Source organism: Kluyvera georgiana ATCC 51603, assembly GCF_001654985.1.
Classification (GTDB): domain Bacteria; phylum Pseudomonadota; class Gammaproteobacteria; order Enterobacterales; family Enterobacteriaceae; genus Kluyvera; species Kluyvera georgiana.
The window spans coordinates 13,121-27,735 of the sequence record NZ_LXEU01000032.1 but is presented as its reverse complement, the minus strand read 5'-3'; the positions used below and the strand labels follow the sequence as shown (position 1 = coordinate 27,735).

At 52.8% G+C, this 14,615-nt stretch carries 10 protein-coding genes, 6 tRNA genes and 1 other RNA gene; 11 read left to right on the top strand and 6 right to left on the bottom strand.

Features of this window, described 5'->3' with window-relative positions; translation table 11 throughout:
• The first annotated feature begins 117 nt into the window (after positions 1 to 117).
• From M989_RS07145 to nagA, 3 genes are read left to right on the top strand one after another with little or no spacing between them, the layout of a single operon-like run.
• A complete protein-coding gene (locus M989_RS07145; RefSeq protein ID WP_064543735.1) occupies positions 118 to 1,677 on the top strand; it encodes a PTS transporter subunit EIIC in 1,560 nt (519 codons plus the stop codon).
• A gap of 17 nt (positions 1,678 to 1,694) precedes the next feature.
• The gene (locus tag M989_RS07140) at positions 1,695 to 3,047 is read left to right on the top strand and encodes a class-II fumarase/aspartase family protein (protein ID WP_064543733.1); all 1,353 of its coding nucleotides are present in this window, start codon (positions 1,695 to 1,697) and stop codon (positions 3,045 to 3,047) included.
• Positions 3,037 to 4,251, top strand: a complete 1,215-nt coding sequence (gene nagA / locus M989_RS07135; RefSeq protein WP_245191234.1) for an N-acetylglucosamine-6-phosphate deacetylase — start codon at positions 3,037 to 3,039, stop codon at positions 4,249 to 4,251. Before M989_RS07140 ends, nagA begins: the two co-directional genes overlap by 11 nt.
• Here nagA and M989_RS07130 read toward each other — a convergent pair.
• Both M989_RS07130 and M989_RS07125 read right to left on the bottom strand, forming a co-directional pair.
• Positions 4,244 to 5,791, bottom strand: a complete 1,548-nt coding sequence (locus M989_RS07130; protein ID WP_064543731.1) for a BglG family transcription antiterminator — start codon at positions 5,789 to 5,791, stop codon at positions 4,244 to 4,246. The genes nagA and M989_RS07130 overlap by 8 nt on opposite strands.
• Positions 5,792 to 5,881: 90 nt before the next feature.
• The gene (locus M989_RS07125; protein WP_064543730.1) at positions 5,882 to 7,117 is read right to left on the bottom strand and encodes an Nramp family divalent metal transporter; all 1,236 of its coding nucleotides are present in this window, start codon (positions 7,115 to 7,117) and stop codon (positions 5,882 to 5,884) included.
• A 335-nt stretch (positions 7,118 to 7,452) separates the two neighbouring features.
• On the opposite strand from M989_RS07125, the gene nupC reads away from it, so the two are divergent.
• Positions 7,453 to 8,655, top strand: coding sequence for a nucleoside permease NupC (nupC, locus tag M989_RS07120; RefSeq protein ID WP_064543727.1), 1,203 nt, complete (start codon positions 7,453 to 7,455; stop codon positions 8,653 to 8,655).
• A gap of 34 nt (positions 8,656 to 8,689) precedes the next feature.
• Here nupC and M989_RS07115 read toward each other — a convergent pair whose 3' ends face one another.
• The 3 genes from M989_RS07115 to M989_RS07105 form a co-directional block, all read right to left on the bottom strand.
• A complete protein-coding gene (locus tag M989_RS07115) occupies positions 8,690 to 10,891 on the bottom strand; it encodes a sensor domain-containing phosphodiesterase (RefSeq protein ID WP_064543726.1) in 2,202 nt (733 codons plus the stop codon).
• Positions 10,892 to 11,077: 186 nt separating this feature from the next.
• Positions 11,078 to 11,153 (bottom strand) — tRNA-Ala (locus M989_RS07110).
• 40 nt (positions 11,154 to 11,193) lie between these two features.
• Positions 11,194 to 11,269: transfer RNA gene (locus M989_RS07105), tRNA-Ala, on the bottom strand.
• 216 nt (positions 11,270 to 11,485) lie between these two features.
• On the opposite strand from M989_RS07105, the gene M989_RS07100 reads away from it, so the two are divergent.
• Positions 11,486 to 11,833: a YfeC-like transcriptional regulator gene (locus M989_RS07100; protein ID WP_064543724.1), complete on the top strand. Its 348-nt coding sequence runs from the start codon at positions 11,486 to 11,488 to the stop codon at positions 11,831 to 11,833.
• A gap of 9 nt (positions 11,834 to 11,842) precedes the next feature.
• Positions 11,843 to 12,238: a YfeC-like transcriptional regulator gene (locus M989_RS07095; protein ID WP_064543722.1), complete on the top strand. Its 396-nt coding sequence runs from the start codon at positions 11,843 to 11,845 to the stop codon at positions 12,236 to 12,238.
• A gap of 42 nt (positions 12,239 to 12,280) precedes the next feature.
• On the opposite strand, the gene gltX is transcribed toward M989_RS07095, so the two are convergent.
• A complete protein-coding gene (gltX, locus tag M989_RS07090; RefSeq protein ID WP_064543721.1) occupies positions 12,281 to 13,696 on the bottom strand; it encodes a glutamate--tRNA ligase in 1,416 nt (471 codons plus the stop codon).
• 247 nt (positions 13,697 to 13,943) lie between these two features.
• Between gltX and M989_RS07085 the strand changes: the two genes are divergently transcribed.
• The 5 genes from M989_RS07085 (at position 13,944) to M989_RS07065 (ending at position 14,499) form a co-directional block, all read left to right on the top strand.
• Positions 13,944 to 14,019, top strand: a tRNA-Val gene (locus M989_RS07085).
• 46 nt (positions 14,020 to 14,065) lie between these two features.
• A tRNA-Val gene (locus M989_RS07080) sits at positions 14,066 to 14,141 on the top strand.
• Between the two features lie 46 nt (positions 14,142 to 14,187).
• Positions 14,188 to 14,263: transfer RNA gene (locus M989_RS07075), tRNA-Val, on the top strand.
• A gap of 4 nt (positions 14,264 to 14,267) precedes the next feature.
• Positions 14,268 to 14,343: transfer RNA gene (locus tag M989_RS07070), tRNA-Lys, on the top strand.
• Between the two features lie 29 nt (positions 14,344 to 14,372).
• Positions 14,373 to 14,499, top strand: a non-coding RNA gene (locus M989_RS07065) — RtT sRNA.
• Positions 14,500 to 14,615: the final 116 nt, after the last annotated feature.

Genomic DNA, 14,615 nt, shown 5'->3' with positions numbered 1-14,615 from the left:
TACGGGCTCTTTTTTTATGGTCAAATCCTGCGCTTCTTATTTATCAGCATTTGCCCTTGAGCAAAAAAATCCTGCCAGTATCTTATCGTCAAGATATTTCACGTCAGGATTAACATCATGAATGCTAATTTTAAAAATGAAATTCAGACATTCGGTCGTTCACTTCTGTTACCTATCGCGGTATTAGCCCCCGTCGGGATGGTCATGGGAATCAGCTCGGCGCTTGGCCAGAGCTATATGATCGATAAACTCCCCTTTTTGGGTAATGATATTTTCAAAGCGGTTTTATCATCACTGGGCTTAATCAGCAGCGTCGTTTTTAATAATATTCCTTTATTATTTGCGATGGGCGTTGCCTACGGCATGTCGAAAAAAGAAAAAGGCATTGCGGTATTCGCCTCGGTCGTCGCCTATTTAACGTTGCTGATTGCCATGCACGTGCATCTCAAGCTCGCAGGGACACTGGCGAAAGAAGATCTTTCACTGGTGGGCCAGGGCATGGTACTTGGCGTACAGACGCTAAAAATCGAGGCGCTGGGCGGCATTATCGCGGGCCTGCTGGCAGCCAAAATTACCGACCGCTTCTATCGGCTGCAGCTGCCTCTGGCCTTTGCATTCTTCAGCGGCAAGAAATCAGTGGCGATTCTGGCGATTGCCTTTGCCATACCCGTTGGGCTGATCATCCCCTTTATCTGGGATCTTTTTACCGCGGGAATGCGCGCCGTCTCAACCATTATGATGGCACCAGACATTGGCGCCGGCATCTACATGACGCTTAACCGCCTGCTGATACCGTTCGGCCTGCATCACGTACTGAGCTCCACCGTGCGCTTCACCGCCGCGGGCGGTACCTACCTTATTGATGGGCAAACCTACGTCGGCATTCTGCCCGCAATGAACAAGATCCTCTTTGAGCTGGGCCCTTCACACCCCGCGTGGCAAGAATATATGCCTACGTTGACCAGCTACCTGGCCTCCTCACAGATGTTGACGACCCTGTTCCGCGTGCCGGCTATCGGCCTGGCGATGTACCATATGGCCTATTTCAAAAATAAGAAATTTGCTAAAGGGATGATTCTCACCGTCGTACTCACGGCAATGCTGGGGAATATTACCGAGCCGCTGGAATTCTCTTTCCTGTTTATTGCGCCAAAACTGTTTATCGTTTATGCGGTGCTGTGTGGCTTACTCACTATCCCACTACAGATGCTGGAAGTCTCCATCGGTTATATTCGCGGTACCATTTTCGACTTCGGCATTTTTGGCTTGATGTACGAAAATACGCATTGGGTAAATTTAATTCTTCTCGGTATTGTGAACTTCGTCGTGTTTTATTTCGTGTTCCGTTTTGCAATCGGTAAATTCGATATCAAGACCCCAGGCCGCGAAAGTGAAATTGCCGATAGCACCTTACTGAACAATAAAGAATACGACAAGGTCGCCGCCATGGTGATTGAAGGTCTCGGCGGCCGGGATAACATCAAACGCGTCGAAAACTGTGTTTCTCGCCTGCGTATCGATTTGCAGGATCAGAAGAAAATCAACATGGATATCCTCAAAGAGTCCGGCTCGTTGGGAACCTTTATTCCCTCCAGCAACCATGTTCACGTGGTTTTTGGCCCACACGTAGAATTTGTTCGCAACGCGGTTGACGACCGCATTGTCGGCGCGAAATAAATAACCAGGAGGCGGCAATGCGCGCACTGTATGATTCAAAAAGTAAAACCATTGACGATCGCGGCATGAAAGCCCTGCTCGGTCAGCAGGCTCGAGTGCAATCATGGCTGGACGTCGAAGCCGCGCTGGCGCTGGCGCAGGCCGAGCACGGGATGATTCCTGCCAGCGCGGCGGCGAATATCGCCGCCAACTGCCGGGTTGAGAATATCGACCTGGTCGAGATGGAACGCCTGTTACGCGAAATTGGCCATGGTTTTGTACCGATGATCAAAGTGCTGGTCAAAGCCTGCGACAGTGAAAGCGGTAAGTATGTGCACTATGGCGTCACCACGCAGAACATTCAGCAAACGGCCCAGCTGTATCTGGCGAAGCAGTTCAACGTCGTGCTGCAAGGTTTCGTTGATGACATTCTGCGCAATCTGGCCCATATGGCGCGCGAGCATCACGCCACGCTCATGGCCGGACGCACCCACGGTAAGCATGCATTGCCCATCACCTGGGGATACAAAGCCGCCGTCTGGATTGATGAACTCCTCAACGCCCAGCAGCGTATGCAAGAAGCGGAAAAACGGGTCTTCACCGTGATGATGGGAGGCGCCGTCGGCGCATTTCACGCAACCGGAGAAACCGGTCGACGGGTACAGGAGAGCGTAGCGAAAGCCTTAGGCATGCACGCAATGGCCATTCCATCGCGCAACTCGCGCGTGTATCGCACCGAGTACATCAGCAACCTGTGCCTGCTTGCCACTACCCTGCACAAAATTGCCGAAGAGGTTTACCAGACTTCGAGTGAAGAATTTGGCGAAGTGTCCGAAGCCTTTACCAGAGGGACCGTCGGCAGCAGTACCATGCCGCAGAAGGTCAACCCGAAACTGGCAAAAGGCATTATCGCTAACGCACAAAAGCTTTACTCCGTACATACCTCGTGCCTGTACGTCAGCCCACGCCCCTTCGAGGCAGATAGCTCGGCCTACTTTATCTTTGATGGCAATATTCAGGAGAGCATGGAGTGCATCGCCGAGATCGTTATGCGCGCCGAGGAACTGACCCGCACGCTGGTGATCAACACCGAGCGGATGCAGCAAAATGTGCAGCTGACCCACGGCTTAATCAATAGCGAAAAAATCATGATGCATCTGGTGGCGAAGCTCGGCAAAGATGCGGCGCACGAGCGCGTTTACCAACTGGCGATGCGCAGTACCCATGAAGGCATTCCTTACGGCGAGGTGCTGCGCCAGGATCCGGTGATTCAGCAGAACTTCACCGAGGCGGAAATTGACGCGCTGATTGATCCATCGCACTACATCGGTTTGTGCTCAGAGATGGCGCTGGAAACCGCCGCGCGCGTACAGGAGGCCCATGGTGACTGACACCCTGCTCTCTCTCGCCAGTCAGCGAATTGTGACGCCGGATGGCATACGGTCCGGCTACCTTCACATCTGCGGCGATAAAATTACCGGCATCGATGAAACACCGCGTGGCCGCGTCATCGACTATCACCATGCGATGCTGATGCCGGGGTTTGTCGATATCCACGTCCACGGCTGGGGGCGAGGTTCATTTGCCTGGAAGGGAGAGCGGGACTCGCTGCGCGCCATGAGTCAGGATTTAGTACAAGCGGGGGTAACGGCCTGGCTGGCGACCTCGGCCACCCAGCCGGAGGATTTCTTGTGCGAAAGCCTGGCCACCGCCGCCGAATGGATCGCGCAAGCCACGCCAGCCGAAGGTGCTGAAGCGGTCGGTATCCACATGGAAGGCCCGTATATCAACCCGAAATTTATCGGCATGCAGCGCCTGGACTGCGTTCAGCCCCCCAGCATAGCCGGATTCGAGCGCTATCAGCGCGCCGCGCGCGGCCACGTCCGCCTGATGACGCTGGCCCCGGAACTTCCCGGAGCGCTGGCATTGATTCGCCATTTGCATCAATCCGGCGTCACCGTTTCCGCGGGCCATACCGATGCGACGTTTGACGAAATCAGCGAGGCAATTACCGCCGGTTTGAGTCATTTTACACACGCCTTCAGCGCCATGCGCGGCCTACACCACCGCGAGCCCGGCGTGGTGGGAGCGCTGATGTACTATGAAGACACCTACGCAGAAGTGGCAAAACAAAGCGGAATTACCCTGCGCCCGGAGGTATTCGATATCCTCTATCGGCTGAAAAAGGATCGGCGACTGGTGATGATGAGCGATTGTCTTGGCTACGTCGACTTTCCCGAAGGCTTCGAGTTTCATCACTATCTGCGCCAGGAGACATTTCGTATCCGCCAACATGCGCTGGAAATCACCGACTGCCACGGCTGCACCCGCACCATCCGCGCCGAAGACTGGCCGGAAGTACGCAAGCTGGAAATGAGTTTTCTGGATTCCGTCAAGAACGTGGTGGAGCGTCTGGCGCACGGCTGGGTGTCAGCGGCGCAGGTCGCCTGTCTCAATCCCGCCATCCTCGCGGGCGTGGCGGATCGCAAAGGTAGCCTGACCCCCGGCAAAGATGCCGATATTCTGGTGCTTAACGCCGAACATGAACTGCACGCGGTATGGTGTCGCGGCGTGCGCCAGCCGCGGGTTAAATAAAGACGTCGCCGTAGTGCTGCTCGAGGAAGGTTTTTAGCGCCTGCGGGCTCATCCCCTGTACCTGTTGCACGAACGCGTCAACGGGTATTTTTTTGCGCGCCGGGCTCAACCCGTGCTCACGCAGCAGTTGAAAATCATCCTGCGTCAGATAGAAATTCACCTTCACGTAGCTCAGTTGAGCATGGCGAAGATGACTGGCAATTTTATTGGTAAAGGCAATTAACAGGTCGAAATCCTGCTGCTGGAGCCTGTCCAGCTCGTTGATGTTGACGCAGGCCAGCACCTCAATGTGAAAACGCGAAAGCAGCACCTCTTTGAAGTAGCCCACTTTACTCTCTGATGAGTTGGTCACAATGATGACGCGCTTTTTCACATCGCTGACCACGCGATTTTTCAGTTCATGCTTTTTGATAATCAGCACCAGGGTCGCCAGATGAATCGCCGAAAATGACATCTGCCAACGCGATTCAATTTCCCGCAGCGCACGCTGAACGTGCAGCCAGAGGTCCGGATAACGGCGCTGCACATCGTGCAACTTTTTATCATCAAACCACAGGCGCAGTTTGTTCTGCACAATGGCCGCATAGATAAAGTGGTAAATTTCGGCAAACCAGCCGTGGTGATTGTGAATCGTTGCCTTCAGACCGTGGGACATCATCTCGCAGGCCTGCTTAACGAACCCAACCAGCCGCGCGTCGTAGAGCGTAAAAGGGCGCCAGGTAAAAGTCAGCGAAGCGATAAGCATATCCAGGCAGGCATTTTCATCTTTCTCGGCCAGCACGCGGTAGGGATAGGTGGTCAGAAATGCCGCCGCCGAGCTGTCGTGAATGAGTCGCCCGCGACGAATACGCTGTAGCGCCAGGCTGAGATAGACCAGCAGATATTTCCGCCCGTTGTAGCCAAGGTGAATCACCGGGCTGATGACCTTTTCATAATAGGTCGCCGCCTGGGTAATCTCCTGCGCACACTCATGGAGAAACTGCTCGGCAATGGAACGATTGATAGGCTCGTTGGCCTGATGCGCAATCAGTTGATGACCGGTACCGATCTCGACGGTTTTCAGAATCGACAGACAGGCAGCCAGACGCAGACTGAATTCATCGCCCACCAGCTGCGAACCTTTTCTCGGTATGCTCAGCAGCGTTAACCCACTTTCCTGCACTCGGTTGAGCATGAGCGGATTATCGTTTTTCACCGTCCCGGCGCTGACATAGAACTTTTTATAGTACTCATTTTTATTGACCACATCGTGCAGACAGAGCGCAACAAACAGATCCTGAACGCGCTCTTCACCCGTCGTGAGATAGCGGTTAAAACGCACGCGCTGTAAAAACTGGATGTAATCACTGTAGGTGATGCCGGTCGTAATAAATGCATTATCCTGATGGAGATGCGCTTCATTCGGCAGCAGTTCGTTAAGCTCTTTCATCGTTCGCTTCAGGGTGGAAAGCGTTTTGCCAAAGCGCAGCACCGCGCTATCGACCGCGAGCGGGCTGTTATCCTGAAGGTATTTGAGAAAAGAGAGATCAAAAGAGTTCATGAACGTTCGCTGAGGTTAAACGCAAAGCACAGCGTAACGAAAAAACGCCAGAAAAACCGTGACCTGTCGCGGGTCACGGCAATCGGGAAATTAATTCAGCAGGGTTTCCAGCAGCAGCCAGCCGTTCAGCGCCACCACCACCGCAACGATCGCCCAGCCGAGGCGTTTAATCCACCGCGTGTTGACCAGTTCGCCCATCAGCTTGCGGTCGCTGGTGAAAATCAGCAGCGGAACCAGCGCCAGCGCAATCCCAAAGCTCAACAGCACCTGGCTCATCACCAGAATACGCGTCGGATCCAGCCCCATCAGAATGACAATAAACGACGGCAGCATGGTGACCGCGCGGCGGAACCAGAGCGGAATGTGGAAGCGAATAAAGCCCTGCATCACCACCTGGCCGGCAAGCGTACCCACCACCGTAGAGGAGAGACCGGCCGCGATCAGGCTGAGGCCAAAAATAGTCGCCGCCGCATGGCTGAGCAGCGGTTCAAGCGTCAGGTAGGCCTGATCGAGATCGGTAATCCCGGTATGTCCGTGGAAATGGAAAGCCGCTGCGGCGGTCGCCATCATCGCCAGGTTCACGAAGCCGGCGATGGTCATGGCGATAGCGACGTCCCAGCGGGTGGCCTGATAGCGCTCTTTAGCGCTGCCGCCGTGCAGATGCTGGGTCAGCGATGAGTGAAGATAAATAACGTGCGGCATAATGGTTGCCCCCAGCACGCCCGCCGCCAGGTAGACCGCCTCGCCGTTTGGCAACGATGGCAAGAGCATGCCTTTGGTCAGCGGCGCCAGCGCGGGCTGAGAGAACACCAACTCAACGATATAGGCTGCAGCCACAAACAGCAGCAGGCCGCCGATAACTTTTTCCAGCGGTTTTTGCCCACGGCGCTGAAGCATCAGAATCAAAAAGGTGGCAATCCCGGTCAGCACCGCGCCCTGCAATAGCGAAATGCCCAGAATCAGCTTAAAGCCGATCGCCGCACCGATAAACTCGGCAAGATCGGTCGCCATGGCGATAATTTCCGCCTGCACCCAGTAGAACCAGACCACCGGTCGTGGGTAATGGTCGCGAATCTGCTCCGCGAGGTTTTTCCCCGTGGCGATACCCAGCTTTGCTGAAAGCACCTGAATCAGCATCGCCATCAGGTTGGCCCACACTACCACCCACAGCAACTGGTAGCCAAAGCTGGCGCCCGCCTGAATGTTGGTCGCAAAGTTGCCCGGATCGATATAGCCGATCGCGGCAATAAATGCCGGCCCCATCAGCGCCAGCCGCATACGGCGTGCGGTACGACAGCTGTTAGTTTCAATGCGACTGTTTGTCATTCTCTGCCTCAAAAACATAGCCTTTGCTATGTTTTAGGCTAACAGAATGAGAATGATTATCAAGTTCATTTAAGCAAGGTGATAATGATTATTCTGATAGCCGGAACCAATAGCCAGACTGGAGGTTGGGAAGGTTTGGTATACGCTTAAGAAGAGAGTAGTACAACACGGAAACTTTTCATACATTTACTCAACATAACAAAAATGTATGTTTGATCACTAATTTTGAGTTTGCTCACAGCTTCTGAATATAGTGAGAGACAGATCTCGTTTTATTTAATCATGTTACATAGAATGTGCACGAAAATTTAACCCGTCTCATGTTTGGAGCAAATATGGACCGCGTCTTGCATTTTATTCTCGCGCTCGTTGTGGTAGCTGTTCTGGCCCTGCTGGTCAGTTCGAACCGCAAACAGATCCGCATTCGTTACGTTATTCAGCTTCTGGTTATTGAAGTGCTGTTGGCCTGGTTCTTCCTGAACTCCGATATCGGTCTGGGTTTTGTCAGAGGCTTCTCCGAGATGTTCGAAAAACTTCTCGGCTTTGCTAATGAAGGGACCAACTTTGTCTTCGGTAGCATGAACGATAAAGGTCTGGCCTTCTTCTTCCTGAAAGTCCTGTGCCCTATCGTCTTCATTTCTGCGTTGATCGGTATCCTGCAGCACATTCGCGTACTGCCTATCGTGATCCGCGCGATTGGTACCGTGCTGTCGAAAATCAACGGCATGGGCAAACTGGAGTCTTTCAACGCCGTCAGCTCCCTGATTCTGGGTCAGTCTGAAAACTTCATCGCCTATAAAGACATCCTTGGTAAAATGTCCCGTAACCGCATGTACACCATGGCGGCGACGGCGATGTCTACCGTGTCGATGTCTATCGTTGGCGCCTACATGACCATGCTGGAGCCGAAGTACGTTGTCGCGGCGCTGGTACTGAACATGTTCAGCACCTTTATCGTTCTGTCGCTGATCAACCCGTACCGCGTTGATGCCAGCGAAGAAAACATTCAGATGTCTAACCTGCACGAAGGTCAAAGCTTCTTCGAAATGCTGGGTGAATACATTCTGGCAGGTTTCAAAGTGGCAATTATCGTTGCTGCGATGCTGATCGGCTTTATCGCCCTGATCGCCGCGCTGAACGCCCTGTTCGCCACCGTGACCGGCTGGTTTGGCTACAGCATCTCCTTCCAGGGCATTCTGGGCTACATCTTCTATCCGGTTGCATGGATCATGGGTGTACCGGCAAGTGAATCCCTGCAGGTGGGCAGCATCATGGCAACCAAACTGGTTTCCAATGAATTCGTCGCCATGATGGACCTGCAGAAAATCGCCGCAGAGCTCTCTCCGCGCGCGGTCGGCATCATCTCCGTGTTCCTGGTCTCCTTCGCCAACTTCTCTTCCATCGGCATCATCGCCGGTGCGATTAAAGGTCTGAACGAAGAACAGGGCAACGTGGTTTCTCGCTTCGGTCTGAAGCTGGTTTACGGTTCTACGCTGGTGAGCGTGCTGTCTGCGTCTATCGCCGCGCTGGTTCTGTAATTCACCGTCGCTAACATCAGGACCTGTAACGTTGTTACAGGTCCTTTTTTTTGTTCTCAAGCTGCCAGAGCGGACGCGGTTTATCGATCAGGTAGCCCTGCATATAGTGCACGCCAAGGCGTTCCAGCAGCTGTTGCTGTTCTTCCGTCTCGACATATTCTGCCACCACGGACAAATTCCGCAGCTTCGCCATTTCGCAGATAGAGCGAATAATCATCGCATCCATCGGGTTGTTTAAAACATCACGTACGAAGCAGCCATCTATCTTGATAATGTCAGCTTCCAGTCGCTTCAGGCGCTCGTAGTTCGCGTAGCCGGTACCGAAGTCATCAATCGCAATCAGGCAGCCAAACTGACGCAACTGCTGGATATTGGCAACGCTGACATCAGAGTTGGAAAAAGCCTGCTCTTCGGTAATCTCGATAATAATGCGTTTAACATCGACGTGATAACGGCGGAACAGCGCGATAATCTCGGCTGCGCTCCCCTTTTGCATCAAGGTGTACGGCATCAGATTCACCGAGAAATTCTCATCGGGAAGCTCATCCAGCGAGCTGAACAGATACTCCAGTACCTGCATGTCAAAGCGCTTGCTAAGGTTGAACTGCGCAAGAACCGGGATAAATTTATCCGGCGTCACCATACCGTCAGCGTCAACGAGGCGGCTCAGTATCTCGTAGTAACCTTCGCCGGAAGGCTTTCTGATCGACTGGGCGTAAAGCACAAAACCGCCCCAGTCCAGCGCGTTTTTAACCCGATTCAACAGCACAACCTGTTCGCTGCTTTGGTCGAAAGCGTCAACGTGGCCGTTATCCAGCTTGAGGATTTGATTCCCTTCATCGGCCTGCTCCACTAACCAGCTCAGTTGCCCCAGCATATGGTGCATATTTTTATCCCGCGGGCTCACCGGCGCCCAGGAGATCGCGTATTCCAGGTTCAGAACCGCATTGTTCCAGTGAATCTCTTTATTGCTCAGAAAATTAATCAGATGCTTCAGCCGGGCCTCGGTATCCGGACCGTTCAGCACCAGCAGCAGTTCATTACCCGGCAGATGGAACAACTTTTCTTCACTGAACAGCATCGGCTGTAGGATATGCGTGACGCTGCGTTTGCAATGCATACGCATCATCATGCCATAGTGACGACTGAGGAAGTCGAGGTTACCAATGTGCAGACAACACAGGCTGATCGCGCCAGCGCGCGGCGTCATCATATACTCCTCCAGCGCACGCAGGTTCGGTAAGCCAGTTATCGGGTCCTGCATGGCCTGCGCCTGCCACTTTGCCTGCAGCCGCTGGCTGCGATGGTAGACCTGAAGCAGGTAAAGCAGGCACACCGTGAAGGAGATCAGCGACGACAGAATAAAAGCCAGCGAATACTGGGTTTGTATGCCATGAAGGAAATTTTTGTTGTACATCACCAGCAGGAAGGCGGAAACCGTCCAGGTCATGACGACCAGCGGGTAAGCCAACTGGCTGATGCCAAAAGAGAAAAAGATAAATATAGCCGGAACCAGATAACCCGCAAAATAATAATCGCCAAACGGCGCACACAAAAATATCATCATACCTATCAGGCTAATAAACCAACAGGTAATAAATATCTTATTTCTAAGATTGGTGTAACAAGCAATATTACGATACCAGAATGCCCTGGCATAACGTGGGTTCAAGCACATCCTGAAGGGGTAATAAAAAAGACGAGTAAATATCAGTGATGCACAAACCAGCCCCTGTATATCAACAATAGAATAAATAACGGATGTTATATTAAAATAACTGTACATTAACTCCGGAATGTCAATTATCTCACCGGTAACATACATCAAAACCTTGCCCATGATTGGGGTAACAAAGCCCAACCAAAAAACACTTAAGCCAATGTTTTTTATAGGAACACCGTGTCGCCACCGATGACCTAGCGTATAGCGTAGAATAACGCAGGAGATGCATACTGCGGCCAACTGACAGAATAGCAACGTTAATGAATAAAAGGGCGACAAATGCAATTGCCAATAGTTAGTGACGGTAAAACCAATCGCTAACGGGGCAATAGCATGACGGCCAAAAAGCATAATCAATGCAATCATTACGCCAAGCGGTAGCCAGGCCAGATATACAGAATGCCCATCATAAAAAGCAGTAGGAGAGATATATCTGGATAATGGAATAGCCACCAGGCTCAATATAAGAGCCAGGCAGAATTTCCTGAGTGGGTTAGTCCTTATCACCGTCATGCGTATCAGCCGATATCCTTTATCGTACGTAATTTGACTCTTTGAATATTATGGTCGCGAATTTGTTGGCGCAAGTTTAAGCGATAAAATCCTGATCTACACCGGACTTTTGAAGGTAAATCGCTGTATTTTTGTACACGACAAGGATAAAAAAAACCCCCGCCTTCAGGCGAGGGTTTCAAATTTTGGTGGAGCTAAGCGGGATCGAACCGCTGACCTCTTGCATGCCATGCAAGCGCTCTCCCAGCTGAGCTATAGCCCCACAGTGCCTTTACGTTCCAAAACCTGATGGGAGCAGGATTTGGTGGAGCTAAGCGGGATCGAACCGCTGACCTCTTGCATGCCATGCAAGCGCTCTCCCAGCTGAGCTATAGCCCCAACGTAAAGCTGTCGAGTTGACGGGCGGCATAATATGAATTCCCTCGCACAGTGTCAACGGCAAAATTCGCTAACGGCATCTAATCGCTGAAAAAGCAGACAAACGCGCCAGTTTACGCGCCTGCTCGCAAACAGGAGTTATGCATGTCACGTTTTCCACTAAAACGATGCTATAACATGAACCTGTAATTCCCACACAGCAACTCAGGAAATAGTATGCTCAAGGAACGAATGACGCCGGAGGAAATCGCCCACCTGACAGGCTATAGCCGCCAGACCATTAACAAATGGGTGCGTAAAGAAGGCTGGAAGACCTCTCCTCGCCCCGGCGTTCAGGGGGGGAAAGCCAGAGTCGTCCACGTCAACGATGAAGTCGTGGAGTTTATCCACAGCGCGCAGCGCGCTTCAGAGCCCCCTGCTCCCTATATTTCCGATAACCCCTTCCATACGCTGCTGCTGACGCTGGTTGATGAAATGACCGAAACAGAGCAAAAGCAGTTGACCTCGCTGCTACTCCGGGAAGGAATTAGCGGTTTATTGCAACGTTTAGGAATCCGTGGTTAAACGCGAGAGATGAAAACACTTCCTGCCAAAATGTCGACCGAAGAGCTCGCCGAGCGCTTAGGGATAACCCGACAAACCGTTAACCGCTGGATTCGCGAGCAAGGCTGGCACACAGAACCCATGCCGGGTATTAAAGGGGGTCGCGCACGCCTGATTTTTATCACGCCCGAGGTGCTGGATTACCTCGCCAATACCCCGGCGCTGCGAAGCCATACCATGCAAAGCCAGCTTGGAGAACCGCCTCGTAGCTATACAACGAATGAATCTGAGGTGGTGTGGCGACAAATTACCGACGTCCTGCAGAACATGACGCCGCTGGAACAGCAGCGCCTGCACCTCTTGCTGGCGCGTGAAGGTATTTGCGGATTTCTTTCCCGGCTAGGGCTGAGCCACGACGAGACGTAAAAAAAAGCGGGTTTCCCCGCTTTTTTCTTGCCCAAAGGCGAATTACTGCTGGCTTTCACGCTCGGCGATAAAGCCCAGCGCCTTGTTGATGCGCTCAATACTGCGGGATTTACCAATCGCGTGCACGGTAACGTCCAGCGCAGGCGACTGCCCTGCCCCGGTCACCGCAACGCGCAGCGGCATACCCACTTTCCCCATGCCCACTTCCAGCTCATCGGCAGTTGCCTGAATCGCGTGGTGAACGTTTTCCGCCGTCCACTCGGTGATGGCGGCAATTTTATCGCGCACCACTTCCAGCGGCTGACGCGCAACCGGACGCAGGTGTTTCTTCGCCGCATCGGCGTCGAACTCGGCAAAATCTTCGTAGAAGTAGCGGCAGCTCTGCGCCATCTCTTTCAGGGTTTTGCAGCGCTCGCCCAGCAGCTTCACCAGCTCGCACAGCTGCGGCCCAACGCGGGTGTCGATATTTTCCTGCTCAATGTGCCACTGCAGGTGCGTCGCCACGTATTCCGGCGCCAGCGTGTTGATGTAGTGATGATTCAGCCACAGCAGTTTATCAGTATTGAACGCGCTGGCAGATTTGCTGACCGCATTCAGGGAGAAGAACTCGATCATCTCTTCACGGGTGAAGATCTCCTGATCGCCGTGGGACCAGCCCAGACGCACCAGGTAGTTCAGCAGCGCTTCCGGCAGGTAGCCGTCGTCACGATACTGCATCACGCTGACCGCGCCGTGACGCTTGGACAGCTTTTTGCCGTCGTCGCCGTTGATCATCGACACGTGGGCGTAAACCGGCACCGGCGCGTTCAGCGCTTTCAGGATGTTGATCTGACGCGGCGTGTTGTTGATATGGTCTTCACCGCGGATCACGTGGGTAATTTCCATATCCCAGTCATCGACCACCACGCAGAAGTTGTAAGTCGGGGAACCGTCGGTGCGACGGATGATCAGATCGTCCAGCTCCTGGTTGCTGAATTCGATCGGACCACGGATCTGGTCGTCAAAAATAACGGAACCGTCCTGCGGGTTAGCAAAACGCACCACGCATGGCTCATCGGCAGCGTGATGTTCGTGACCATGGCGGCAACGGCCGTCGTAACGCGGTTTTTCACCGTTGGCCATCTGCTCTTCGCGCAGCGCATCCAGACGCTCTTTGGAGCAATAACATTTATACGCCGTGCCCGCTTCCAGCATTTCATCAATCACCGCGTTGTAGCGATCGAAACGCTTGGTCTGATAGTACGGACCTTCATCCCACTCCAGATTCAGCCAGTTCATCCCATCCATGATGGCTTCAATGGCTTCTGGCGTTGAGCGCTCAAGATCGGTGTCTTCAATACGCAGCACAAACTCACCGTCGTGATGACGTGCAAAAAGCCAGGAATAAAGAGCAGTACGAGCGCCGCCGACGTGCAGATAGCCAGTCGGGCTAGGCGCGAAGCGAGTTTTGATTTTCATGAAATGGCCTTACGTTTATAAAGATGCCGACATCCGGCAAATCCCGGAAATACAAGTGGGCAATATTCTAGCACTCCCACTCGGTTGTTCCCACCGCAAGCGCATGCTTTGCTGATTTTGCATATAATTCATACAACATAGCGTGTTTTGCGATCGCTTTGTTTATTTTTACGACGAACGAACAAATTCTTTAGAAAAGGCGTTGACTCATTTTCAACTCTCCCTATAATGCGGCTCCACACAGCGGGGGTGATTAGCTCAGCTGGGAGAGCACCTCCCTTACAAGGAGGGGGTCGGCGGTTCGAACCCGTCATCACCCACCAACTACTTTATGTAGTCTCTGCCGTGTAGAGTAAGAAATTGAGAAGTGGGTGATTAGCTCAGCTGGGAGAGCACCTCCCTTACAAGGAGGGGGTCGGCGGTTCGATCCCGTCATCACCCACCACTTTCTCGCCAGCTGGATTTCTTACAACAAAATGAAGTACCGAAGTGGGTGATTAGCTCAGCTGGGAGAGCACCTCCCTTACAAGGAGGGGGTCGGCGGTTCGATCCCGTCATCACCCACCACTTCGGGTCGTTAGCTCAGTTGGTAGAGCAGTTGACTTTTAATCAATTGGTCGCAGGTTCGAATCCTGCACGACCCACCAATGTAAAAAAGCGCCCTAAAGGCGCTTTTTTGCTATCTGCGATATGGAAGATTCGAACCTGCGGCAGGTTCGGTGTCGAACGCAGTGAGACAACGGAGCCGTTTACGGCGACGGCCCGAAGGGCGAGCGAAGCGAGTCATCCTGCACGACCCACCAATGTAAAAAAGCGCCCTAAAGGCGCCTTTTTGCTATCTGCAATCTGGACGATTCGCCCCCCGCCCTCAGCCATTCAAGTCCAGCCGCATTCTGCCGATACTCCTTATATTTACCCG